Here is a 22,187-nt window from a genome sequence, read left to right as displayed (position 1 = left end):
CCGCTTACGGCCTCGAAAGGACGCCTGTTTGACCGACCCCATTGCTGAACCTGCACGGTGGGATGAGTCCGAGCGTCTGGCGGCCCTGAGAGACTACGGCATTCTGGATACGGCGCGCGAGGCCGCCTTTGACGACGTGGTGGCCTTGATCGCCCGCATCTGCGAGACCCCGATCGCGGTCGTCAATCTGATCGACTCCGGACGGCAGTGGTTCAAGGCCGAGGTCGGGCTGGGCGTGCGCGAGACGCCGCTGGCGACCTCCTTCTGCGCCCACGCCCTGTTGAATGAGGACGGGCTGGTGGTGCCGGATGCGACAAAGGACGCCCGGTTCGCCGGCAATCCTCTGGTTCATCAGGAGCCGGGGCTGCGCTTCTATGCGGGGCGGTTGCTGAAGACGCCCAGCGGCCTGCCCTTGGGCACCCTGTGCGTTCTGGACACCCAGCCCCGGCCGGAAGGTCTGACTGAGCTTCAGGAAACGGCGCTCAAGACCCTGGCCGGTCAGGTGATGTCGCAGATGGAACTGCGCCGCGCCCTGCGTCAGAGGGACGAGGGCCGGGACGCGCTTGAACGGGCCTTGGAGGCGTCCGACGACGTCGCCGCCCGGCTGAGGGCCAGCGAGGCCCAATTCCGGGTGTTGGCCGACGCCATGCCCCAGATGGTCTGGTCGACGCGCCCCGACGGCTTCCACGACTACTACAATGCACGCTGGTACGAGTTCACCGGCGTGCCAGCCGGATCGACGGACGGGGAAGGCTGGAACGACATGTTCCATCCTGACGATCAGCAGCGGGCCTGGGCCCGCTGGAGCCGGTCGCTGGAGACGGGCGAACCCTATGAGATCGAATATCGGCTGAAGCACCATTCGGGGGTCTATCGCTGGACCTTGGGGCGGGCGGTGGCGATCCGCAACGAGGATGGCGAGATCACCCGCTGGTTCGGCACCTGCACCGACATCGACGAGCTGAAACGGCTGGAGCAGGGTCGCGAACTGGTCAGCCAGGAGCTGAGCCACCGGATCAAGAACATCTTCGCCGTGGTCACGGCGCTGGTGGCCCTGTCGGCCCGTCAGTATCCTGAGGCCCGGGCCTTTGCTTCGTCTCTGCGGACCCGTATCGCCGCCCTGGCCCGCGCCCATGAGTTCGTCCGACCGCACACGGAGGCGTCTCAGCCGACGGTTGGGGCCACCACCCTGCACACCTTCCTGGCGGATCTGTTCAGGGCGTACAGCGATGACACGGGCGCTCCGCGCGTTCACATCAGCGGCGACGACGCCGTGTTCGACGACCAGGCGGCGACCTCCGTCGCCCTGCTGTTCCACGAACTGGCCACCAATGCGGCCAAGTACGGCGCCCTGGCGGCGACGGCGGGTCGGGTGGAGCTGGCCACGCGCCGCGACGACGACCGGTTCATCCTGACCTGGACCGAGATCGGCGGCCCGGCGATCGAAGGGCCGCCCGAGCGCCAGGGGTTCGGCTCCTCTCTGGCCAGTCTGTCGGTGGAGGGCCAACTCGGCGGGCGGCTGCACCGCGAATGGGCGGCCGACGGTTTAAGGATTGTTGTGGATTTGCCCGCTACGGCGCTCTCGCGCCGCAGGGCGGCGGAAAAGGACCGCCTTCAGCCACTCTGACGGAAACCGATCGCCTGCCCCCGCGTTGTGTCCGCCACAGAACATAAAACCGCCGCCCATGACCGCCCGCATCCTGATCATTGAAGACGAAGCGCTCGTCGCTATGGAGCTGCGTTTCGTCCTGGAAGACCTGGGCCATAAGGTCGTGGGGGTGGCGTCGACGTCGAAGTCGGCCCAGAATCTGGCGCGTGAAAATGAGGTCGATCTGGCCCTGGTCGACATCCACCTGTCCGACGGCCCCACGGGCATAAGCCTGGGGCGCGAGCTGGGCCAGGAGATGGGCGTGACCGTCCTGTTCATGACCGCCAATCCGGGCATGGTGCGCGACGGCGTCGCGGGCGCCATTGGCGTCCTGTCCAAGCCGACCGATGAACAGGCGGTGCAGACGGCGGTCGATTACGCCCTGCGCCGCCGCACAGGCCAGCCGGTCCAATATGCGCCGCCGGGTCTGCAGCTGTTCGCCTGACTCCGCCCGTCCGGACGTTCACCAGACGCCGATCTTCTCGGCTTCCTTATGGCTGATGGGATGGTTGGCCTTGGCGTGGTCTTCCTCGGCCAGGAAACGGCTGGCTTCGAGCGCGGCCATACAGCCCATGCCCGCCGCAGTCACAGCCTGGCGATAGACGTCGTCGGTCACGTCGCCGGCCGCCCACACGCCCTCGATTGCGGTCTGGGCCGTGCCGGGTTTGACGCGGATATAGCCGCCCGAATTGGTCTCGAGCTGACCCTTGAACAGGTCCGACGACGGGGCGTGGCCGATGGCGATGAAGACGCCGTCGGCGGGGATCTCCTGGGTCGAACCGTCCTGAACGTTCTTCAAGCGAACGCTGGTGACGTTGCGGGCGACGCCGTCCACCACGCCCAGAATCTCTTCCACCGCCACGTTCCAGATCACCTCGACCTTGGGGTGGGCGAACAGGCGGTCTTGCAGGATCTTCTCGGCGCGGAACTCGTCGCGACGGTGGACCACCGTGACCTTGGCGGCGAAGTTGGTGAGGAACAGCGCTTCCTCGACGGCCGTGTTGCCGCCGCCGACCACGACCACGTTCTTGCCGCGATAGAAGAAGCCGTCGCAGGTGGCGCAGGCGGAGACGCCGAAGCCCTGATAGGCCGCCTCGGACTCCAGACCCAGCCACTTGGCCTGGGCGCCCGTGGAGATGATGACCGTCTCGGCCAGGATTTCCTCGCCGCCGTCCAGCTTCAGCCGGAACGGGCGCTGCGACAGATCGGCGGAGACGACGATGTCGTGGATGACTTCCGTGCCGACGTGCAGGGCCTGGGCCTGCATCTGCTCCATCAGCCAAGGGCCCTGAATGGTCTCGGCGAAGCCGGGATAGTTCTCGACGTCGGTGGTGATGGTCAGCTGGCCGCCGGGCTGGAGACCGGCGATGACGACGGGGTTCAGCGAGGCGCGGGCGGCGTAGATGGCGGCGGTCCAGCCGGCGGGGCCGGAGCCGATGATGGCGACGCGGACGGTACGAGCTTGGGTCATGCGCCTATTTAGGGGCTGATTCCCGTTTGCGCGATGTTAGTCTCGCCGCAGATGAGGAGGAGACGGGGATGAGCAACAAGAAGGCGGCCTTCCTGCCGATCGGGATCGGCATGGGTCTGTCGATCGGGGTGGCCTTGGGCGTGGCGATGGACAACGTCGGCCTGGGGCTCGCCCTGGGCACGGCCATCGGATCGGGCCTCGGCGTGGCCTTCATGGGCGCGGCGAACGCCAAGGCCAAGAAGGGCGACGGTTCGGACGGCGGCGCCGTCCCGCCGACGTCGGACACGTCAGGCTGCGCCGACTCCAGCGCGGACGGCGGCTGTGACAGTGGCGGCGGAGGGGGCGGCGACTAAAGGCCACTCCGATTTTTTTTTTAGTGCACTTTCGTGCAGATTTTTGCGAGTGGTTCTTAGGTTGCCTCCTGACGCCAGCGGGTGGCTTGCACCACGGCTGCGTCAGAATCGGACGCAGAAGATTATCCTCCCTGTTGCGCTCATGTCGGCGAAAGCCGGGATGAGCGGCGTGATCGGCTTACCGCGCTCGCATCGCCTCCAGCACGGCATGGGCCGCCCGGTCGGTTTCCGCCAGGGGGGCGTAGGTCCAGCGGTCCAGCGCCCCGTCGAAGGGACGGGTCGCGCCTTGGGATTGAAGATCCTCGTGCAGGCGGGCGAACTTGCCGGCGGGCTTCAGCGCGACCATGGGCAGGATGTGAACCGGCTTGCCGGTCGAGGCGGCCTCGGCGGCCATGTTGGCGCTGTCCTGCGTGACCAGCACATGGTCGGCGAAATGCAGGAAGCCGAACAGGGGGTTGTCGCCGGTCCCGTCCCAGATCCAGCCGGGCAGGCCCGACAGGCGTTCGGTCATCACCGCCTTGGCCGCTTCTGGCGTTCGGCGCGAGAAGGTCAGCATCAGCGAACCGCCTGAGGCCCGGACGGCGGCGGCGATCCGGTCGGCCAGGTCCGCCGCATGGGCCTGGGTCAGGTCGAAAGCCTTGGACCGGCCGCCGATCAGGACGGCGACGCGGGGATGGGGCAGGGGGGCGATCCGGTCGGCGAAGGCCGGGGCGGCCTGGGCGATCCGCTCCGGCGTGACGCGATGAGGGGAGCCGGTGATTTCAAAGACATTGTCGCCCGACAGGTCGTCATGGGCCGGGGCGACGATCAGGTCGTAGCGGTCGTTCGCCCAGCGCGGATCCTGGGTCTGAACCACGAAGGTCTTGCCGCCGCTCCAGCGCTTGATGCGGGTCGAGAGGGGCAGGGTCGCCCGGCCGGCGGCGATCCAGAGATCGGGCCAGGGCGCCGCGAGCGGGGCGGACGCCAGCATGGCCGGGGTCTTCAGCGCCGACGGCAGGCGGTCGAACAGGGGCCGCCATCGGATGTGTTTGACCGTGATCTCGGCCGGGGTCAGGCGCTGGACGGCCTCGGCGAGGCCCAGGGCCTGGTTCTCGATACCCGCACGTCCGTCCGAGACAACCCAGATGGAGAGGGGGTCAGACATCTGTTTTGCCTCCCCGTTTCGGGGAGGGGGAGCGAGCGAAGCGAGGCCGGGTGGGGCGGGCACGGCGACGCCCCACAGACAAGGGGCCGATCGAGCAAGAGCGGCCCGCCGGGCCGCCCCCACCCCGTCGCTGCGCGACGACCCTCCCCGGAACGGGGAGGGAGACGGTTATTCGATCTGTGGTTATTTCCACTCGACCTTGAGGATCTCGTAGGCCTTGACCCCGCCGGGGGTGTTGACCTCGACCACGTCGCCGACCTCCTTGGAGATCATCGCGCGGGCGATCGGCGAGGCGATGGAGATCTTGCCCTTCTTCACATCGGCCTCGTGTTCGCCGACGATCTGATAGCGGGCCTCTTCTTCCGTGTCCTCGTCGACCACGGTGACGGTGGCGCCGAACTTGACCTGATTGCCCGACAGTTTCGACACGTCGATGACCTGGGCGCGGCTGATCTTGTCCTCGATCTCGGCGATCTGGCCCTCGATCCAGCCCTGACGCTCCTTGGCGGCGTGGTATTCGGCGTTTTCGGACAGGTCGCCGTGCTCGCGGGCCTCGGATATGGCCGCGATGACGGCCGGCCGCTCGACCGACTTCAATTGCTTCAGTTGATCGTCGAGGACACGGTAGCCCTCGCCCGTCATCGGCACTTTTCCCATTGGTGTCGTGATTTTTCTGGTTCGCCCGGAGACTGGAAAGACGCGAAATAGGCAGACAAAAGGCCGCGGGGCGGGCGCGGCCGGGCATAGACACTAGGGCTTATCGCGCCGCAATTCAAGGGCGCGCCTCCACGCCCGATCGAGATCAGGCGCGGGCGGGGGGTTTGGTCTTGCCGCTGCGATGGGTGACGCTCTTGATGAGGCTGTAGGCCAGCCAGCCGACGGCGGCCAGGCCCATTAGCATGAACAGGCCCGACGCCACGGCGGCGCCGGCGGCCATGAAGGCCAGGATGAAGGCGACGGCCGCGACGAGTCCGGCCACGATCTGAATGGTTTGAAGGCGCATGAGATCTTAACGCCTTCATCCCCGTCGGGTTGCGCGGCGCATCCCCGCGACGCCGTCACGCATAGGTGTAGGGGCCGCCCCGTTCCAGCGCCCGCTGATAGGCGGGACGGGCGTGGATGCGTTGCAGGAAAGCGGCCAGGCGCGGCTTGGTCGCGATGTCGAAGGCCCGGTCCGCCCCGGCCTCGACTGGGAAACTCATCATGATGTCGGCGGCGGTGAACTGATCCCCGGCGAACCATTCGGACCGGCCCAGTTCATCCTCCCAAAAGCCGATATGGGTGCGAAGCTGGGGATCGACGAAGCCGCTCTGGGCCTTGGCGGCGATCCCGTTGACGAGGGGCTTGAGCAGGGCGGGCGCGCGGCGGGGCAGCAGGCCGAACACCAGTTTCAGCAGCAGGGGCGGCATGGCCGACCCTTCCGCATAGTGCAGCCAATAGGTGAAGCGCCGCGCCTCTTCCGTGCCGGGCGGGGGCCGCAGCCGCCCCTGGCCGTGGGCGTCCAGCAGATATTCGACGACGGCGCCGGTCTCGGCGACCTTGATCGCCCCGTCCTCGATGACGGGCGACTTGCCCAGCGGATGGACGGCGATCAGTTCGGGCGGCGCCAGCCGGGTCTTGGCGTCGCGTTCATAGCGCACGACCTCATAGTCCAGCCCCAACTCCTCCAGCAGCCACAGGACGCGCTGGGACCGGCTGTCGTTCAGATGGTGGACCTTGATCATCGGACGGTTCCTCATGCGGTGGAACGGACTATTCCGCCTCGCCGTCCGGGAAGTCCAGACCTATCGCGGGGACCGGCCGCTCCATCTTGAACGGGGCTGCGGACGGGCCTTGGACGCCGTCTGATGCTGGGTCTGACCCGCCTTCTGACGGCGGTTGCGCCAGACCTCCAGCGCCAGTGTGGCCAGGGCCAGTTTGCCGGCGTGGCGCCCGGCCAGACGACGGCCGCCGCGCGACAGCAGCAGGCTGCCGACCAGGGGGACGATGGAGTTCAGACGCGGCATGCAAGCCTCCTTTGTTTCCGGCTCAACGCCGCGGCGGCGGGGGCGTTTCCACCTGCGACGACATGGGCTGATGACGGGCGACAGAAGGTTTGACGCGCGCGCGGACGAAACCGGTGCTAGCCGTGGCGTATGCGCTCTTCCCGACTCGCCGCCTTCTTCACCTCGCTCAGCTTCGCCGTGATCGCCGCCCTCGTCGCGGGGGTGGTCGTGGGCGCCTTGGCTCAAGGGGTTGACACCCCCGTCCTGACGGGGGCGCTGGGCGTGATCGAGAGCCTGGGCCAGGTCTGGCTGAACGCCCTTCGAATGACCGTCATCCCCCTGGTCTTCAGCCTTCTGGTGACGGGGATCGTCTCCATCGCCGATGCGGCGGCGACGGGGCGGATCGCGGCGCGGGCCCTCATGGTGTTCGGCGTCCTGCTGGTCGGGGCGACGGTCTACGCCATCCTGGCGGGCCTGGGGCTGCTGGCCCTGTGGCCCATTGACCCAGAGGCGGGCCGCGCCCTCCTGGCCGGCGTGTCGTCCGATGTGGCCCAGACGGTGGGCGAGGCGGCCCGGACCGACGGGTTCCGCGCCTTCCTGGCCAGTCTGGCGCCGGCCAATCTGATCAAGGCGGCGGCCGACGACGGCGTTCTGGCGGTCGTGGTCTTCGCCGTGGCCTTCGGCTTCGCCGCGACCCGGATAAAGCCCGAGCTGCGCCGCCCCCTGGCCGGCTTCTTCGAGGCGGTGGCCGAGACCCTGGTGGTGATCGTGCACTGGGTGCTGCTGGCCGCGCCTTTCGGGGTCTTCGCCCTGGCGCTCGGCGTGGGCTTGCGGGCCGGGCTGGGGGTGGCGGGCACCCTGGCCCACTATGTCGCCGTCGTCTGCCTGAGCCAGATCGGCCTGATCCTGATCCTCTATGTCGTGGCGACTTTATGGGGGCGGATGTCCTTGGGCCGGTTCGCCCGCGCCGTGGCCCCGGCCCAGGTGGTGGCCGTCTCGACCCAGTCTTCGCTGGCCAGCCTGCCGGTGATGATCGAGCGGGCGCGCGACTGGCTGGGCGTGCCCCAGACCTCGGCGGGCCTGGTCCTGCCCCTGGCGGTGGCGGTGTTCCGCATCACCAGCCCGGTCGCCAATCTGGCGGTCTGCCTCTATGTGGCCCAGTTGAACGGGGTGGAGCTGAGCCTGTCCGCCCTGGTCGCCGGCGGCCTGACCGCCATCGCCGTCTCGATCGCCTCGGTCGGCCTGCCGGGCCAGGTCAGCTTCTTCGCCGCCGTCGGCCCTATCTGCCTGGCCATGGGCCTGCCGCTCGGCGTTCTGCCCCTGCTTCTGGCGGTCGAGGTCATCCCCGACATCTTCCGCACCGTCGGCAACGTTACCGCCGACCTGGCCGCGACGCGGATCGTGGCCGGCGAAGATGGGGCGGGGGAGGACGCCGCGCCGGAGACCGACCCGGCGTCCTGACGCCCTTCAGGCGTATTCCTGGATCGCCTTGACGTCCAGGTCGCCGGCCTTGATGGCGCCGATGGCCTGGGCGGCGGCCAGGGCGCCGGCGGTGGTGGTGTAGTAGGGGATCTTCATCATCAGGGCGGTGCGGCGCAGGGAGAAGCTGTCCTGCAGCGACTGCTTGCCCGAGGTGGTGTTGAAGACCAGCTGGACCTCGCCGTTCTTCATGGCGTCGACGATGTGGGGACGGCCTTCCAGCACCTTTCTGACTAGGCCGACCTCAAGCCCCTGGGCGGCCAGATAGTCGCGGGTGCCGCTGGTGGCGATGATGGAGAAGCCCTGGGCCAGCAGTGTCTTCACCGCCTCGACGATGAAGGGCTTGTCGTCCTCCTTGACCGAGACGAAGGCGCAGCCGGAGGTCGGCAGATGAGTGCCGCCGCCGATCTGGGACTTGGCGAAGGCGCGGGCGAAGGCGGGGGCCATGTCGGCCTCGCCCTCGCGCTTCCAGTCCAGGCCCATGACCTCGCCGGTCGAGCGCATTTCCGGGCCCAGGATGGTGTCTACCCCGGCGAAGCGGGCGAAGGGGAAGACGGCTTCCTTGACCGCGATATGGTCATAGGGGGCGTCGGTCAGGCCGAAGGAGGCCAGGGGCGCGCCCGCCATGACCTTGGCGGCGATCGAGGCGATGGGCCGGCCGATGGTCTTGGCCACGAAGGGGGCCGTGCGGCTGGCGCGCGGATTGACCTCCAGCACGAAGATGCGCGGGTTCTCGCCGTGCGGCTCTTCAATCGCGAACTGGACGTTCATCAGGCCGCGCACCTTCAGGGCCTTGGCCATTTCGGTGGTCTGGCGCTTCAGCTCGGCCACCGTCTCGGGGCGCAGCGACCAGGGCGGCATGGAGCAGGCGCTGTCGCCCGAGTGGACGCCGGCTTCCTCGATATGCTCCAGCACCCCGGCGACGAAGACGGTCTCGTCGTCGCACAGGGCGTCCACGTCCACCTCGGTGGCGCGGTTCAGATAGTGGTCGATCAGGACGGGATCGTCGCCTGAGACCCGCATGGCCTCGTGGACGTAGCGGTCCAGCTGCTCGCGGTCGTGGACGATCATCATGCCGCGGCCGCCGAGCACATAGGAGGGGCGCAGGACGACGGGATAGCCGACGTCCTCGGCCTTTTGCGCGGCCTCTTCGGCGCTGCGGGCCAGGGCGTTGGGGGGCTGACGCAGGCCGATGGCCTCCAGCATCTGCTGGAAGCGCTCGCGGTCCTCGGCCAGGTCGATGGAGTCGACGCTGGTGCCCAGGACGGGGATGTCGTCCTCCTGAAGCGCATGGGCCAGCTTCAGCGGGGTCTGGCCGCCGAACTGGACGACGCAGCCGATCAGATCGCCCTTGGACCGCTCGACCTCGATCAGCTCCAGCACGTCCTCGGCCGTCAGGGGCTCGAAATACAGGCGGTCGGAGGTGTCGTAGTCGGTCGAGACGGTCTCGGGGTTGCAGTTGACCATGATCGACTCGACGCCGATGTCGTCGAAGGCGAAGGCCGCGTGGCAGCAGCAGTAGTCGAACTCGATCCCCTGGCCGATCCGGTTCGGGCCGCCGCCCAGGATGACGGCCTTCTTCCTGTCCGACGGCTCGGCCTCGCATTCGGGGACCTGGCCCAGGGCGCCGGTCTCATAGGTCGAATACATATAGGCGGTGGCGCTGGCGAACTCGGCCGCGCAGGTGTCGATCCGCTTGAAGACGGGGCGGACGTTCAGGCCGCGACGGGCGGCGCGGATCTCTTTCTCGGTCTTGCCGGTCAGGGCGGCCAGACGGGCGTCGGAGAAGCCCTTGGCCTTCAGGCGGCGGAACTCGGTCGGGTCGGTGGGCAGGCCCTTGATGCGGACGTGGCCTTCCTCGCGCACGATGTCGGCGATCTGGCGCAGGAACCAGGGCTCGTAGGAACAGGCGGCTTGGACCTCTTCCACCGTCAGGCCGTGGCGGAAGGCCTGGGCGATGACGCGGATCCGGTCGGGGGTGGGCACGCCCAGGGCGCGGACCACGGCGGCGCGGGCGGCGCCGGCGTCCTCGACATCGGCGACGCCTTCGATCTCGATCTCGTCGAAGCCGGACAGGCCGGTCTCAAGCCCGCGCAGGGCCTTCTGCATCGATTCCTGGAAGGTCCGGCCGATGGCCATGACCTCGCCGACCGACTTCATCGAGGTGCCCAAGAGGGGCTCCGAACCGGGGTATTTCTCGAAGGCGAAGCGGGGGATCTTGGTGACCACATAGTCGATCGACGGCTCGAAGCTGGCCGGGGTGACCTGGGTGATGTCGTTCTGCAGCTCGTCCAGGGTGTAGCCGACGGCCAGACGCGCGGCGACCTTGGCGATGGGGAAGCCGGTGGCCTTGGACGCCAGGGCGGACGAGCGCGACACGCGCGGGTTCATCTCGATCACGACCATGCGGCCGTCCTTGGGGTTGATCGCCCACTGGACGTTCGACCCGCCGGTCTCGACGCCGATCTCGCGCAGGACGTTGATCGAGCCGGTCCGCATCCGCTGATATTCCTTGTCGGTCAGCGTAAGCGCAGGGGCGACGGTGATGCTGTCGCCCGTATGGACGCCCATCGGATCGACGTTCTCGATCGAGCAGATGATGATGCAGTTGTCCGCCGTGTCGCGGACGACCTCCATCTCGTATTCCTTCCAGCCCAGCACCGATTCCTCGATCAGCACCTCGGTGGTCGGCGACAGGTCCAGGCCGCGCAGGACGATCTCCTCGAACTCTTCGCGGTTGAAGGCGATGCCGCCGCCGGTGCCGGCCAGGGTGAAGGAGGGACGAATGACGGCGGGCAGGCCGACGTACTCCAGCCCTTCCAGCGCCTCTTCCATCGAATGGGCGGCCTTGGAGCGGGGGCTCTCCAGCCCCAGCTTGTCCATGGCGTCGCGGAACTTCTGGCGGTCCTCGGCCTTGTCGATGACCTCGGCTTTCGCGCCGATCATCTCGACCCCATACTTCTTCAGCGCGCCCGAGGCGTCCAGGGCCAGGGCGGTGTTCAGCGCGGTCTGGCCGCCCATGGTGGGCAGAAGGGCGTCGGGGCGTTCCTTGGCGATGATCTTCTCGACCATCTGCGGGGTGATCGGCTCGATATAGGTGGCGTCGGCCACCTCCGGGTCGGTCATGATGGTGGCGGGGTTGGAGTTGACCAGGATGACCCGGTACCCCTCGGCCTTCAGCGCCTTGCACGCCTGGACGCCCGAATAGTCGAACTCGCACGCCTGACCGATGACGATGGGGCCGGCGCCGATGATGAGGATCGACTGGATGTCTGTGCGTTTGGGCATGGGGAGGGCCTCTTCTTTTTGTTCTAGTGGGTCACGACCGCGCATTCCCAGCCGTCGTACTCCAGCTGGAAGGCCGCGGCCCAGGTCTGCATCATGGCCGAGACGGGCGCAAAGCTCGCCGCATCGACCGCCATGGTGGTTTCGAGAATCGTCATGTCGCCCTCGCCGCGCGCGATGAAGCCGGCGCGCCGCGCCACCTCGCACAGATCGCCGTGGGCGTCCTCGTCGCCGAGGAAGAAGAACAGCGTATGGCGCGGCGTCACGCCGCTGTCGCCCTGTTCGGCCAGCGCCGCACGCACCATGGCGTCGCGTTCGTCATGACTGATGTCCGAGGCGTGCACGGGGCGAGGGGATCCTTGGTTCTTTGCGCGCGCGTAGCCGCCGCAGGGCGTCGCCATGCGGAGCTTGCGTTGGGTTGTCGGTTAAGCGGCCCGTTTAGAGAGGGAGGGGCGGGGGGGCAAGAGCTTATGCGTCGCCGATCGCCGCGATCCAGTCGGGCAGTTCGGCGATGCGCGAGAGGGAGACGTAGCGCGGCTCGTTCACCGGGGCGTCGGCTAGCTCATGGGCCCAGGTGACATGGTAGGGGATGTGGACGCCGAAGGCACCGGCGGCGATGGCGGGCAGGACGTCGGACTTCATCGAATTGCCGGCCATGACGGCTTCGGCCGGGCCTGTGCCGTGGCGGGTGAAGACCCGTTCATAGGTGGCCCGGTCCTTTTCCGAGACGATCTCGACCGCCGCGAACCGGTCGCCCAGGCCAGAGGCGGCCAGCTTGCGTTCCTGGTCCAAGAGGTCGCCCTTGGTGATCAGGACCAGGCGGTAGTTTTCGGCCAGTTCGGCGACCACCTCGTCCACGCCGGGCAGGGTCTCGACCGGATGGGCCAGCATTTCGCGGCCGGCGGCCAGGATCTCGCGCACCACCTCGGGCGGGGCGCCGCCGTCGCACAGCTCCATGGCCGTCTCGATCATCGACAGGGTGAAGCCCTTCACGCCGTAGCCGTAGAGGCGCAGGTTGCGCTGTTCGGTCTCGGCCAGGCGCGCCTCGATCGTGGCGGCGTCGCCGTGGTCGTCCAGCAGGTCGACGAAGCGGGCGTGGGTCAGACGAAAGATCGTCTCATTGTGCCAGAGGGTGTCGTCGGCATCGAGGCCGACCGTGGTGATGCTCATGACGCGCCCCTATCATGAGCCGCGTCGGCATGGGAGATGAAGATGAGCGGATCGGCGGTGGTGATCGGCGCCTCGGGCGGGATCGGGCGGGCCCTGACGCAGCGTCTCGTCGCCGAGGGCGGGTTCGAGGCCGTCTGGGCGGTGTCGCGTTCGGCGGCGGCGGTTCCCGGCGCCCAGGCCCTGGCGGCCGATCTGGAGGACGAGGACAGTCTGGCCCAGGCGGCGGCGCGGATCGCGCAAGGCGCCGCGCCGACCCTGGTGCTGGTCGCGACCGGCGTCCTGCACGACGGTTTCCAGCCCGAGCGGTCCCTGCGTCAGCTTGAGGCCGAGCATCTGCTCAGGGACTATCGGATCAATACTGTGGGGCCGGCCCTGGTCGCCAAACATCTCCTGCCCCTGCTGCCGCGCGACCGGCGGGCGGTGTTCGCGGCCCTGTCGGCGCGGGTCGGTTCGATCGGGGACAATCGGCTGGGCGGCTGGCACGCCTATCGGGCGTCCAAGGCGGCGCTGAACATGATCCTGCGCAATCTGGCGATCGAGACGGCGCGGACCCACCCCCTGGCGGTGGTCGCCGGGCTTCATCCCGGCACGGTGGACACGGGGCTGAGCGCGCCGTTTCAGAAGGGGGTGGGGGAGGGACGGCTGTTCAGCCCGGACCATTCGACCGAACGGCTGCTGGCGGTGGCGGCGGGGTTGACGCCGGGGGACAGCGGCGGGGTCTTCGCCTGGGACGGGGTGCGGATTCCGGAATGAGGACGGCCGAAGGCCGGGCCGTCAGCTCAGCAGCATTTGAAGCCGCCGGCGCCGCCGAAACGGCGCTGCTCGTGCAGGCGGAAGAAGGCGATCTTGTCCAGAGGCGGCTGGTCGGGGTGGGTCGCGGTCGCATGCCGGACATAGGCCTCATAGTCCGGCTGGCCGATCATGGCGCCGGCCGTGCGCCGGACGCCGCGACCCCACCGAACGGCGGCGTCGCGGCACAGGCAGAGCAGATCGTCCTGAACGTCAGGCACGGGCGACGTCCGCCGCATCGTCGGCCGGGGTCAGATCGTGCGCCTCGGGATATTCGCGCACGGTCGGCCGGCTGTTCAGATAGGCCTTGCGGCAGGCCAGGACGCCATAGATCACCATGGTGACGACCACGAACAGGAAGCCCGCCGTCAGGGCGGAGTTGACGTAGTCGTTGACGATGATCCGGTGCATGTCGCCGGCGGTCTTGGCCGGGGCCAGCAGTTCGCCGGCGCCCAGGGCCTCCTGATACTTCCGGGCGTGGGCCAAAAAGCCGATGCGGACGTCCGGGTGGAACAGCTTCTGGAAGCCGGCCGTCAGGGTGCAGATCAGGAGCCAGGTCGCCGGGACGACCATGACCCAGGCGAACTTCTCGCGCTTCATCTTGAACAGGACGACCGTGCCCAGGATCAGGGCGACGGCGGCCAGCATCTGATTGGCGATGCCGAACAGGGGCCACAGGCTGTTGATGCCGCCCAGCGGATCGACGACGCCCGTATAGAGGAAATAGCCCCACAGACCGACCGTCAGGGCCGTGGCGACGACATTGGCGCCCCAGGACTTGGTCTCGCGCATCTGGGGCATGGCGACGCCCAGCAGGTCCTGGATCATGAAGCGGCAGACGCGGGTGCCGGCATCGACCGTGGTCAGGATGAACAGGGCCTCGAACAGGATGGCGAAGTGATACCAGAAGGCCATCATGGCCTTGCCGCCGATCACGCCCGACAGGATGTGGGCCATGCCCACGGCCAGGGTGGGGGCGCCGCCCGCGCGCGACAGGATCGAATGCTCGCCCACGTCGCGGGCCAGCTGCTCCAGCTCGCCGGGGGTAATGTGGAAGCCCCACTGGGCCACCGCGGCGGCGGCCGAGACCGCATCCTTGCCGATGACGGCGGCCGGGCTGTTCATGGCGAAATAGACGGCCGGGTCCAGAACCGTGGCGGCGATCAGAGCCATGACGGCGACGAAGCTTTCGCACAGCATGGCGCCGTAGCCGATCATCGGAATCTGGGCTTCGTTCTCCAGCAGTTTGGGCGTGGTGCCCGACGAGATCAGGGCGTGGAAGCCCGACACCGCGCCACAGGCGATGGTGATGAACAGGAAGGGGAAGAGGGCGCCGGCGAAGACCGGGCCTGTGCCGTCGATGAAGGGGGTAATCGCGGGCATCTGCAGATGCGGGCGCACGATAAGTATGCCGATGGCCAGGGCGACGATGGCCCCGATCTTCAGAAAGGTCGACAGATAGTCGCGCGGCGCCAGCAGCAGCCAGACCGGGATGACCGAGGCGATGAAGCCGTAGACCATCATCAGTATGGCCAGGGTCGGGCCCGTCAGGGTGAAGGCCGGGCCCCAGAACGGGTCAGCCGCCACATGGCCGCCGCCGATGATGGCCAGGATCAGCAGGACCACGCCGATGACCGACACCTCGCCCACGCGGCCGGGGCGCAGGAAGCGGGTGTAAAGGCCCATGAAGACGGCGATGGGGATGGTGGCGGCGACGGTGAAGGTTCCCCACGGGCTCTCGGCCAGGGCCTTGACCACCACCAGGGCCAGGACGGCCAGGATGATGACCATGATCATCAGCACGCCCACCTGGGCGATGACGCCGGGGATATTGCCCATTTCGGTGCGGATCATGTCGCCCAGGGACTTGCCGTCGCGCCGGGTGGACATGAACAGGACCATCATGTCCTGCACTGCTCCCGCCAGCACCGCCCCGACCAGGATCCACAGCACGCCGGGCAGATAGCCCATCTGAGCGGCCAGCACCGGCCCGACCAAAGGCCCCGCGCCGGCGATGGCGGCGAAGTGGTGGCCGAACAGGACGTTTCGGGGCGTCGGCACATAATCCAGGCCGTCGTCGCGCCGCACCGCCGGGGTCGGGCGCGAGGGCTGCAACTGCATGACCTTGTTGGCCAGGTAGCGACTGTAGAAGCGGTAGGCGATCGCATAGGTGCAGACGGCGGCGACCACCATCCAGACCGCGCTGACGCTTTCGCCCTGGTGCAGGGCGATGACGCCCAACGAGACGGCCCCCAGGATCGCGATGACCCCAAATATCAGAGGGGTTCCAAGTTTGCCCACGACCTACTCCTACTCGACCGGACGACTGACGATTTCGCGTCCTGTTTGCACGATAGGCCCGCCGAAGGCCAATCGACTAAAGTCGTAGACGGGGCCCGGCGTTCCGGCGCGCGATCCGTTCGCGCGGCTTCGAAACTTGGATACACGCCCCCCCGTGCAATCCGCCAAATCTATTGCTAAGCGCATCGGATGATCGCTCGCCTTCGCCCCGTCCCGTTCGACCTCGGTCCCGTCCATTTCGTCGGCATCGGCGGCATAGGCATGAGCGGCATCGCCGAGATCATGCTGAAGATTGGTTATTCGGTTCAGGGCTCTGACGCCAAGGCCAGCGCCAATACTGAACGGCTGGAGAAGCTGGGGGCCCGGATCTTCATCGGTCACGACGCGGCCCATGTCGGCGAGGGCGTCTCGGCCGTGGTCTATTCGACGGCGGTCAAGGCCGACAATCCCGAGATGAAGGCCGCGCGCGAGCGTCGCATCCCCCTGGTGCGCCGGGCCGAGATGCTGGCCGAGCTGATGCGGCTGCAGTTCTCCATCGCGGTCGGGGGCACCCACGGCAAGACCACGACGACCTCCATGGTCGCGGCCCTGCTGGACGCGGCCGGTCTGGACCCGACGGTGGTCAACGGCGGCATCATCAACGCCTACGGCACCAACGCCAAGGTCGGCGACGGCGACTGGATCGTGGTCGAGGCGGACGAGAGCGACGGCAGCTTCCTGCGCCTGAAATCGACGGTCGCCATCGTGACCAATATCGACCCGGAACACCTGGACCACTACGGCGACTTCGACGCGGTGCGGAAGGCCTTCGTCGATTTCGTCGAAAACATCCCCTTCTACGGTTTCGCCGCCGTCTGCCTGGATCATCCCGAGGTGCAGAAACTGGTCGCCTCGATCGATAACCGGCGGCTGGTGACCTATGGGACCAATCCCCAGGCCATGGTGCGGGCCGAGGGTTGCCAGATGGGGCCGGACGGCGCCCGGTTCGACGTGGTGATCCAGAACGGCGAAACGCACCGGATCGACAATCTGCATCTGCCGATGGCGGGCTGGCACAATGTCTCCAACGCCCTGGCCGCCATCGCCGTGGCGCGCGAGCTGGACGTATCCGACGAGGCGATCCGCGAGGGCCTGGCCGGGTTCGGCGGCGTCAAGCGTCGCTTCACCACGACGGGCGTGGTGAACGGGGTGCGGATCGTCGACGACTATGGCCACCACCCGGTCGAAATCGCCGCCGTGCTGAAGGCGGCCCGTCAGGTGAGCGAGGGCCGGGTCATCGCCGTGGTCCAGCCGCACCGCTACACCCGTCTGCGCGACCTGATGGACGACTTCTCGACCAGTTTCTCGGACGCCGACAGCGTGATCGTCGCCGACGTCTATCCGGCCGGGGAACAGCCGATCGAGGGGGTGGACAAACACGCCCTGACCGACGGCATCCGCCGCTATGGCCACCGCCATGTCCAGGCGCTGGAGAACGCCGCCGTCCTGCCGCGTCTGATCAAGGAAGAGGCCAGGTCGGGCGATGTGGTCGTGCTGCTGGGCGCCGGCGACATCACCAGCTGGGCCTATGGCCTGCCGGCGCAGCTGGAGGCGCTGGGCTGACGCCCGGCTTGTCCGGCGGGGTCTGGAAAGTATATACTTCGGCGTGACGGTATATCCTTGGAGGATGCCATGGCCCTTTATGTGAAGGACCCCGAAGTCGATCGGATGGCCGAACGCCTCAGCCGCATCGGAGGCATCAGCAAGACCGAGGTCGTTCGCCGCGCCCTGCGTCGCGAGTTGGAGCAGGTTGAAGAGCCCGGCGATCTGGTGAAACGTATTGAGGCGTTCGTTAGCGATCTGCAGGCGCGGGCCCCGCGCGAACGCGGCGAGCCGATCGACAAGGCGTGGATAGACAGCCTTTATGAGCGCGATTGATGTTCATCGACGCCTCGGCGCTGACGGCCATTCTGATCGATGAACCAGACGCAGGCGACTTGCGTGTGCGCCTCGCCGCGAGGGTCCCAAGATCGACGTCGCCCATGGCGGTTTGGGAAACGGTGTTGGCGGTGTCGCGCCGCAGAGTGATGGAAATCGAAGACGCCGAAGGCGTGGTCGAGGATTTCCTCCGTCTCGCAAAGATCGAGGTGGTCGCCATTCCCGCCGAGGCGCGGCGCGAGGCGATCCGCGCTCACGTCCGGTACGGCAAGGGCCGTCACCCCGCGGCATTGAACTTCGGCGACTGTTTCGCCTATGCCTGCGCCCGCCACGCGCGGTCGCCCCTGCTGTACAAGGGCGACGACTTTTCCCGGACCGACATCGAAGCCGCATGACCGAGATCACCCTTCCCCCCGTTCGCGGCAAGCTGCTGCGGGACGAGCCGCTCGGCCCCTACACCTGGTTCCGCGTCGGCGGCGCGGCCGAGGCCCTGTTCATTCCGGCGGACGCGGAAGACCTGGCTGATTTCCTCAAAGCCCTGGACCCGTCCGTGCCCGTGACCGTGCTGGGCGTCGGATCGAACGTCATCGTCCGCGACGGCGGGGTCGAGGGGGTGGTGATCCGCCTGGCCGGCCGGCCCTGGGCCCAGGTGACGACGGACGGCGACACGATCACGGCCGGCGCCGGGGCGCTGGACTCCATGGTGGCCAAGGCCGGCGCCAAGGCCGGGATCGCCGGGCTGGAATTCTACGCCGGCATTCCGGGTACGGTCGGCGGCGCCCTGACCATGAACGCCGGCTGCTATGGCTCGGAGACCAAGGATGTGCTGGTCTCGGCCTGGGGGCTGAACCGCAAGGGCGAGCGGGTCGATTACGCCCTGGCCGATTTCGGCTACACCTATCGCCATTCGCGGGCGCCGGCCGAGATCCTCTGGGTCGAGGCCGTCTATCGCGGAACGCCGGACGCGCCCGAGGCGGTGCAGGCCCGGATCGACGAGATCACCAGCCGCCGCGAAACCACCCAGCCGATCCGCGAAAAGACCGGGGGATCGACCTTCAAGAACCCGCCCGGTCACTCGTCCTGGAAGCTGGTGGACGAGGCGGGCTGGCGCGGCAAGCTGCACGTGGAGACCGGGGGAGGGGCCATGTTCAGCGAGCTGCACTCCAACTTCATGATCAACCCCGGCGAGGCGACGGCGGCCGACATCGAGGGCCTGGGCGAGGCGGTGCGGGCGGACGTCCTGAAGAAGACCGGCGTTCAGCTGGAGTGGGAGATCAAGCGGATCGGGCGTCGCCTCTGATCACCGGCGTTTGACGCACAAATTTCACCTCGCGCGGGCGACAAGGTTGACGGCCTGTTAAACATCTCGGCCGCAATCGGAGAGCCCATGACCCGCGCATTCGAAGACCTTCATGTCGCCGTCCTGATGGGCGGCCTGTCCGCCGAGCGGGAGGTGTCGCTGACCTCCGGCGAACAGTGCGCCCAGGCGCTGGAGCGGCAGGGGGTGCGCGTCAGCCGCGTGGATGCGGGGCGCGATCTGGCGAACGTCTTGTCGGGCCTGATCAAGCCGGACGTGGTGCTGAACTGCCTGCACGGCGCCTGGGGCGAGGACGGCTGCGTCCAGGGCGTTCTGGAGACCCTGCGGATTCCCTATACCCATTCCGGCGTCCTGGCCTCGGCCCTGGCGATGGACAAGAACAAGTCCAAGGCCGTGCTGAGGGCGGCGGGGATCAAGGTTCCGGGCGGCGGCCTGTACAACCGGCATGAGGTGGCGGCGCGTCATGTGATCGAGCCCCCCTATGTGGTCAAGCCCAACGCCGAGGGCTCGTCCGTCGGCGTCTATCTGGTGCGCGAGGGGGCCAATCGACCGGTCGCCGAGGTGGGCGAGCCCGGCTGGGCCTATGGTGAACAGGTGATGGTCGAGCCCTATATCGCCGGCAAGGAGCTGGCCGTCGCCGTGATCGGCTATGCGGACGGGCCGCGCGCCCTGACCGTGACCGACATCACCCCGACCAAGGGCTTCTATGACTACGAGGCCAAATATGCGCCGGGCGGTTCGGTTCACGTCCTGCCCGCCGTCCTGCCGCCCGCCGTTTTCGAGGCGGCCCTGCGCCAGGCGGAGGCGGCCCATGTCGCCATGGGTTGCAAAGGCGTGTCCAGAAGCGACTTCCGTTATGACGATGTTAAGGACGATCTGGTTCTGCTGGAGGTCAACACTCAGCCGGGCATGACGCCGACCTCGCTCGTCCCCGAGCAGGCCGCCTATGCCGGAATGAGCTACGAAGATCTGGTTCGGTGGATGGTGGAGGACGCCTCATGCCCGCGGTAGTTCGCGGCGGTCGGCGACAGAGTACGGGTTCCTCGCGTGGCGCAGCCCCCAAGAAGGGAGGGCGTTCGCGCGGCGGCGCGCCCCGGCCTGCGTCCCCCATTCCCGGCAAGATGGCCGCCATCGGCCGGATCGACGTCTCCCCCCGCACCGTTATGATCGCCCTGGGCGCCGGCGCCCTTCTGGTCGTCGGCATTCTGGCGACGGGCGCGCGGGCCGAAAGGATCGGCCAGTCCGTCTCCCACGGGATCGACGGGATGACGGCCGGCATGGGACTGTCGCTGAAACGCGTTCACATCACCGGCGCCTCGGCCGAGGCCGAGCCGGCCATTCAGCAGGCCCTGGGTCTTTATTCGGGCCAGCCGATCACCAGTCTGGATTTGGACGCCATTCGCGACCGGGTGCAGGGCGTGGGCTGGGTCAAGTCCGCGCGCGTCGTGCGCCTGTTGCCCGACACCCTGATCATCGAGGTCAAGGAGCATGACCGCCTCGCCGTCTGGCAAGAGGCCGGTCAGATCAAGGTCATCGACACCCGGGGCCAGGTGATCAAGGGCGCCGACGCCCGCCGCTATCCCACCTTGCCGCTGGTCGTGGGCAAGGGCGCCGATCAGGCCGCCGCCGAAATCCTGCCTCTGCTGGCTCAACGGCCGCGTCTGATGAGCCGGGTGGATGCGGTGGTGCGGGTCGATGAACGCCGCTGGGATCTGCGCCTGAAGGACGGCAGCCTGATCCAGCTGCCCGCCACGGAACAGGAGGCGGCCCTGATCCGCCTGGATGCGCTGGATCAGCGCGAACGCCTGCTCGACCTGGGCTTCGCCCGGGTCGATCTGAGAACGCCGGACGAGATTGCGGTGCGCCCCGCCGCCGACGCTTAACAGGGACCAGTAGAGAGTATGGCGGGAATGCAGCGTGGATCGGCGAACGACCAGGGCCGGGTGATGGACCCCCGCGCCGGCCGCGCGCCGGTGATCGCCGCCCTGGACATCGGCCAGTCCAAGGTCTCGTGCTTCATCATGAAGCCGGACGGCGTGCGCCATGCCGACCGCACCATCCGTGTCGCCGGCGCCAGCCACGTCCAGTCCAAGGGCGTCAGGGGCGGGGCCATCATCAATATGGATGAGGCGGCCCAGGCCATCGGCCACGCCGTCGAGCGGGCCGAGCGCGCGGCCCAGAGCCCGGTCTCGGGCGTGGTCGTCACCACCGCCATCGGCCAGATGGCCAGCCACAGGGTCCAGGCCCGGGTGTCCCTGGGCGCCAATCCCGTCGGCGACGCCGATCTGGCCCGCGCCATCGGCATGGCCCTGGCCCAGATCCGTCTGCCTAACCGCCGGCCGATCCACGTCCTGCCCATCGCCTGGTCGGTGGACGGGGCGCGCGGCGTTCATGATCCGCGCGCCATGCGCGGCGGCTCCCTAGGGCTGGACCTGCTGGTCGTCTCCATGGCCGAGAATGTGTTCACGACTCTCAGCCACTGTCTGGAACTGGCGCATCTGGATCTCCAGGGGGTGGCCGCTGCCCCCGTCGTTTCGTCGCTCGCCGCCTTGGAAGAGGACGAGATGGACCTGGGCGCCGTCTGTATCGACATGGGCGGCGGCTCGACCAGCGCCGCCGTCTGGGGCGGGCGATCACTGTTGCATGTCGAAAGCCTGAACGTCGGCGGAGACCATGTGACCTCCGACATCGCGCGGGGTCTGTCCACGTCCAAGGCGGGCGCCGAGCGGCTTAAGACCCTGCACGGTTCGGCCATGGCCAGCGCCAATGAGGACCGCGAAATGCTGGAGGCGCCGCCGCGCGGCGAAGACGCCTCGGCCGGCCCGGTGATCGTGCCGCGCGCCATGCTGAAGACGGTGATCGCCCCGCGCGTGGAAGAGACGCTGGAACTGCTGCGCGACCGGCTGAAGGCGGCGGGGGTCGGCCTTGAGCCCGGCGCCGGCCTGGTCCTGACCGGCGGCGCCAGCCAGCTGAACGGCGTGCGGGAACTGGCCGTGCGCGTCTTCGACCGCCCGGTCCGCCTTGGAAAACCCCAACGGGCGCCACATTTGGCCGACGCGGCGTCAGGACCGGCCTTCTGCGCCACCGCCGGGGTGCTGTTGCGGGCGGCCTATGGGCCCCGCGAGGCGGTGTCCGCCAGGAAGCTGATGGCGCGCCAGATCACCGCTGCGGATGCGCCCAAGGTGCACCGCGGCAATGTGGTGGGCCGTGTGGCGGGGTGGCTGCGGGATAATTTGTAGATCGTAGGTCTGCGGAATGAGGCCATATTGTCGCATTCTCGCTGCAATCCCGCCATGACGTATTGCCGCGCTGATACAATTCCGTAAA

General features: G+C 68.1%; 23 protein-coding genes. 12 read left to right on the top strand and 11 right to left on the bottom strand.

Features of this window, described 5'->3' with window-relative positions:
* The first annotated feature begins 28 nt into the window (after positions 1-28).
* A complete protein-coding gene (locus JL11_RS16060) occupies positions 29-1,627 on the top strand; it encodes a sensor histidine kinase (protein ID WP_231681338.1) in 1,599 nt (532 codons plus the stop codon).
* A 58-nt stretch (positions 1,628-1,685) separates the two neighbouring features.
* Entirely contained in the window at positions 1,686-2,093 is a 408-nt protein-coding gene (locus JL11_RS16055) for a response regulator (RefSeq protein ID WP_054766540.1), read from the top strand.
* An 18-nt stretch (positions 2,094-2,111) separates the two neighbouring features.
* Here the strand turns inward: JL11_RS16055 and trxB are convergent, their stop codons facing one another.
* Positions 2,112-3,119, bottom strand: a complete 1,008-nt coding sequence (gene trxB, locus JL11_RS16050; protein WP_054766539.1) for a thioredoxin-disulfide reductase — start codon at positions 3,117-3,119, stop codon at positions 2,112-2,114.
* A 68-nt stretch (positions 3,120-3,187) separates the two neighbouring features.
* On the opposite strand from trxB, the gene JL11_RS16045 reads away from it, so the two are divergent.
* Positions 3,188-3,472: a hypothetical protein gene (locus tag JL11_RS16045; protein ID WP_054766538.1), complete on the top strand. Its 285-nt coding sequence runs from the start codon at positions 3,188-3,190 to the stop codon at positions 3,470-3,472.
* Positions 3,473-3,650: 178 nt separating this feature from the next.
* On the opposite strand, the gene JL11_RS16040 is transcribed toward JL11_RS16045, so the two are convergent.
* The 5 genes from JL11_RS16040 to JL11_RS16020 form a co-directional block, all read right to left on the bottom strand.
* A complete protein-coding gene (locus JL11_RS16040; protein WP_054766537.1) occupies positions 3,651-4,616 on the bottom strand; it encodes a mitochondrial fission ELM1 family protein in 966 nt (321 codons plus the stop codon).
* 183 nt (positions 4,617-4,799) lie between these two features.
* Positions 4,800-5,273 carry a transcription elongation factor GreA gene (greA, locus tag JL11_RS16035; RefSeq protein ID WP_054766536.1) on the bottom strand — a complete coding sequence of 158 codons (474 nt, stop codon included), beginning with the start codon at positions 5,271-5,273 and terminating at the stop codon, positions 4,800-4,802.
* Positions 5,274-5,418: 145 nt separating this feature from the next.
* Positions 5,419-5,619, bottom strand: a complete 201-nt coding sequence (locus tag JL11_RS16030) for a hypothetical protein (RefSeq protein ID WP_054766535.1) — start codon at positions 5,617-5,619, stop codon at positions 5,419-5,421.
* Positions 5,620-5,674: 55 nt separating this feature from the next.
* Positions 5,675-6,340 (bottom strand): glutathione S-transferase family protein, encoded by a 666-nt coding sequence (locus JL11_RS16025; protein ID WP_054766534.1) that lies wholly within the window; start codon positions 6,338-6,340, stop codon positions 5,675-5,677.
* A gap of 60 nt (positions 6,341-6,400) precedes the next feature.
* Complete coding sequence (locus JL11_RS16020; RefSeq protein ID WP_054766533.1) at positions 6,401-6,622, bottom strand: hypothetical protein; 222 nt, start codon at positions 6,620-6,622, stop codon at positions 6,401-6,403.
* Positions 6,623-6,751: 129 nt separating this feature from the next.
* Between JL11_RS16020 and JL11_RS16015 the strand changes: the two genes are divergently transcribed.
* A complete protein-coding gene (locus JL11_RS16015) occupies positions 6,752-8,062 on the top strand; it encodes a dicarboxylate/amino acid:cation symporter (RefSeq protein WP_054766532.1) in 1,311 nt (436 codons plus the stop codon).
* Between the two features lie 6 nt (positions 8,063-8,068).
* On the opposite strand, the gene carB is transcribed toward JL11_RS16015, so the two are convergent.
* The 3 genes from carB to JL11_RS16000 form a co-directional block, all read right to left on the bottom strand.
* Positions 8,069-11,368 (bottom strand): carbamoyl-phosphate synthase large subunit, encoded by a 3,300-nt coding sequence (gene carB, locus JL11_RS16010; protein ID WP_054766531.1) that lies wholly within the window; start codon positions 11,366-11,368, stop codon positions 8,069-8,071.
* A 23-nt stretch (positions 11,369-11,391) separates the two neighbouring features.
* Positions 11,392-11,709 carry a ribonuclease E inhibitor RraB gene (locus JL11_RS16005; protein ID WP_224761038.1) on the bottom strand — a complete coding sequence of 106 codons (318 nt, stop codon included), beginning with the start codon at positions 11,707-11,709 and terminating at the stop codon, positions 11,392-11,394.
* 124 nt (positions 11,710-11,833) lie between these two features.
* Entirely contained in the window at positions 11,834-12,535 is a 702-nt protein-coding gene (locus JL11_RS16000) for an HAD family hydrolase (RefSeq protein WP_054766530.1), read from the bottom strand.
* A 42-nt stretch (positions 12,536-12,577) separates the two neighbouring features.
* Between JL11_RS16000 and JL11_RS15995 the strand changes: the two genes are divergently transcribed.
* On the top strand, positions 12,578-13,288 hold the full coding sequence (locus tag JL11_RS15995; protein ID WP_054767039.1) for an SDR family NAD(P)-dependent oxidoreductase: 711 nt from the start codon (positions 12,578-12,580) through the stop codon (positions 13,286-13,288).
* Between the two features lie 26 nt (positions 13,289-13,314).
* On the opposite strand, the gene JL11_RS15990 is transcribed toward JL11_RS15995, so the two are convergent.
* Both JL11_RS15990 and JL11_RS15985 read right to left on the bottom strand, forming a co-directional pair.
* On the bottom strand, positions 13,315-13,545 hold the full coding sequence (locus JL11_RS15990; protein WP_224762067.1) for a YbdD/YjiX family protein: 231 nt from the start codon (positions 13,543-13,545) through the stop codon (positions 13,315-13,317).
* Positions 13,538-15,625 (bottom strand): carbon starvation CstA family protein, encoded by a 2,088-nt coding sequence (locus JL11_RS15985; protein ID WP_054766528.1) that lies wholly within the window; start codon positions 15,623-15,625, stop codon positions 13,538-13,540. The genes JL11_RS15990 and JL11_RS15985 overlap by 8 nt, the downstream gene beginning before the upstream one ends.
* A gap of 189 nt (positions 15,626-15,814) precedes the next feature.
* Here JL11_RS15985 and murC point away from each other — a divergent pair, with 189 nt between their 5' ends.
* The 7 genes from murC (at position 15,815) to ftsA (ending at position 22,099) form a co-directional block, all read left to right on the top strand.
* On the top strand, positions 15,815-17,227 hold the full coding sequence (murC, locus tag JL11_RS15980) for a UDP-N-acetylmuramate--L-alanine ligase (protein WP_054766527.1): 1,413 nt from the start codon (positions 15,815-15,817) through the stop codon (positions 17,225-17,227).
* Between the two features lie 69 nt (positions 17,228-17,296).
* A complete protein-coding gene (locus JL11_RS15975) occupies positions 17,297-17,542 on the top strand; it encodes a type II toxin-antitoxin system VapB family antitoxin (RefSeq protein WP_054766526.1) in 246 nt (81 codons plus the stop codon).
* Entirely contained in the window at positions 17,542-17,937 is a 396-nt protein-coding gene (locus JL11_RS15970) for a type II toxin-antitoxin system VapC family toxin (RefSeq protein WP_054766525.1), read from the top strand. The genes JL11_RS15975 and JL11_RS15970 overlap by 1 nt, the downstream gene beginning before the upstream one ends.
* Complete coding sequence (gene murB, locus JL11_RS15965; RefSeq protein WP_054766524.1) at positions 17,934-18,842, top strand: UDP-N-acetylmuramate dehydrogenase; 909 nt, start codon at positions 17,934-17,936, stop codon at positions 18,840-18,842. The genes JL11_RS15970 and murB overlap by 4 nt, the downstream gene beginning before the upstream one ends.
* Before the next feature lie 87 nt (positions 18,843-18,929).
* The gene (locus tag JL11_RS15960) at positions 18,930-19,871 is read left to right on the top strand and encodes a D-alanine--D-alanine ligase (protein ID WP_054766523.1); all 942 of its coding nucleotides are present in this window, start codon (positions 18,930-18,932) and stop codon (positions 19,869-19,871) included.
* Entirely contained in the window at positions 19,859-20,743 is an 885-nt protein-coding gene (locus JL11_RS15955; protein WP_054766522.1) for a cell division protein FtsQ/DivIB, read from the top strand. The genes JL11_RS15960 and JL11_RS15955 overlap by 13 nt, the downstream gene beginning before the upstream one ends.
* A gap of 27 nt (positions 20,744-20,770) precedes the next feature.
* Complete coding sequence (gene ftsA / locus JL11_RS15950; protein ID WP_054766521.1) at positions 20,771-22,099, top strand: cell division protein FtsA; 1,329 nt, start codon at positions 20,771-20,773, stop codon at positions 22,097-22,099.
* Positions 22,100-22,187 lie beyond the last annotated feature (88 nt).

This window comes from Brevundimonas sp. DS20 (genome assembly GCF_001310255.1).
Taxonomy (GTDB): Bacteria; Pseudomonadota; Alphaproteobacteria; order Caulobacterales; family Caulobacteraceae; genus Brevundimonas; species Brevundimonas aurantiaca.
This window is presented reverse-complemented; position numbering and strand designations above follow the sequence as displayed.

What these genes read in the sequence shown, in the direction of transcription:
- JL11_RS16055 (WP_054766540.1), top strand. Translation starts at nt 1,686, where the DNA reads ATGACCGCCCGCATCCTGATCATTGAAGACGAAGCGCTCGTCGCTATG.
- trxB (WP_054766539.1), bottom strand. Translation starts at nt 3,119, where the DNA reads ATGACCCAAGCTCGTACCGTCCGCGTCGCCATCATCGGCTCCGGCCCC.
- JL11_RS16045 (WP_054766538.1), top strand. Translation starts at nt 3,188, where the DNA reads ATGAGCAACAAGAAGGCGGCCTTCCTGCCGATCGGGATCGGCATGGGT.
- JL11_RS16040 (WP_054766537.1), bottom strand. Translation starts at nt 4,616, where the DNA reads ATGTCTGACCCCCTCTCCATCTGGGTTGTCTCGGACGGACGTGCGGGT.
- greA (WP_054766536.1), bottom strand. Translation starts at nt 5,273, where the DNA reads ATGGGAAAAGTGCCGATGACGGGCGAGGGCTACCGTGTCCTCGACGAT.
- JL11_RS16030 (WP_054766535.1), bottom strand. Translation starts at nt 5,619, where the DNA reads ATGCGCCTTCAAACCATTCAGATCGTGGCCGGACTCGTCGCGGCCGTC.
- JL11_RS16025 (WP_054766534.1), bottom strand. Translation starts at nt 6,340, where the DNA reads ATGATCAAGGTCCACCATCTGAACGACAGCCGGTCCCAGCGCGTCCTG.
- JL11_RS16020 (WP_054766533.1), bottom strand. Translation starts at nt 6,622, where the DNA reads ATGCCGCGTCTGAACTCCATCGTCCCCCTGGTCGGCAGCCTGCTGCTG.
- JL11_RS16015 (WP_054766532.1), top strand. Translation starts at nt 6,752, where the DNA reads ATGCGCTCTTCCCGACTCGCCGCCTTCTTCACCTCGCTCAGCTTCGCC.
- carB (WP_054766531.1), bottom strand. Translation starts at nt 11,368, where the DNA reads ATGCCCAAACGCACAGACATCCAGTCGATCCTCATCATCGGCGCCGGC.
- JL11_RS16000 (WP_054766530.1), bottom strand. Translation starts at nt 12,535, where the DNA reads ATGAGCATCACCACGGTCGGCCTCGATGCCGACGACACCCTCTGGCAC.
- JL11_RS15995 (WP_054767039.1), top strand. Translation starts at nt 12,578, where the DNA reads ATGAGCGGATCGGCGGTGGTGATCGGCGCCTCGGGCGGGATCGGGCGG.
- murC (WP_054766527.1), top strand. Translation starts at nt 15,815, where the DNA reads ATGATCGCTCGCCTTCGCCCCGTCCCGTTCGACCTCGGTCCCGTCCAT.
- JL11_RS15975 (WP_054766526.1), top strand. Translation starts at nt 17,297, where the DNA reads ATGGCCCTTTATGTGAAGGACCCCGAAGTCGATCGGATGGCCGAACGC.
- JL11_RS15970 (WP_054766525.1), top strand. Translation starts at nt 17,542, where the DNA reads ATGTTCATCGACGCCTCGGCGCTGACGGCCATTCTGATCGATGAACCA.
- murB (WP_054766524.1), top strand. Translation starts at nt 17,934, where the DNA reads ATGACCGAGATCACCCTTCCCCCCGTTCGCGGCAAGCTGCTGCGGGAC.
- JL11_RS15960 (WP_054766523.1), top strand. Translation starts at nt 18,930, where the DNA reads ATGACCCGCGCATTCGAAGACCTTCATGTCGCCGTCCTGATGGGCGGC.
- JL11_RS15955 (WP_054766522.1), top strand. Translation starts at nt 19,859, where the DNA reads ATGCCCGCGGTAGTTCGCGGCGGTCGGCGACAGAGTACGGGTTCCTCG.
- ftsA (WP_054766521.1), top strand. Translation starts at nt 20,771, where the DNA reads ATGCAGCGTGGATCGGCGAACGACCAGGGCCGGGTGATGGACCCCCGC.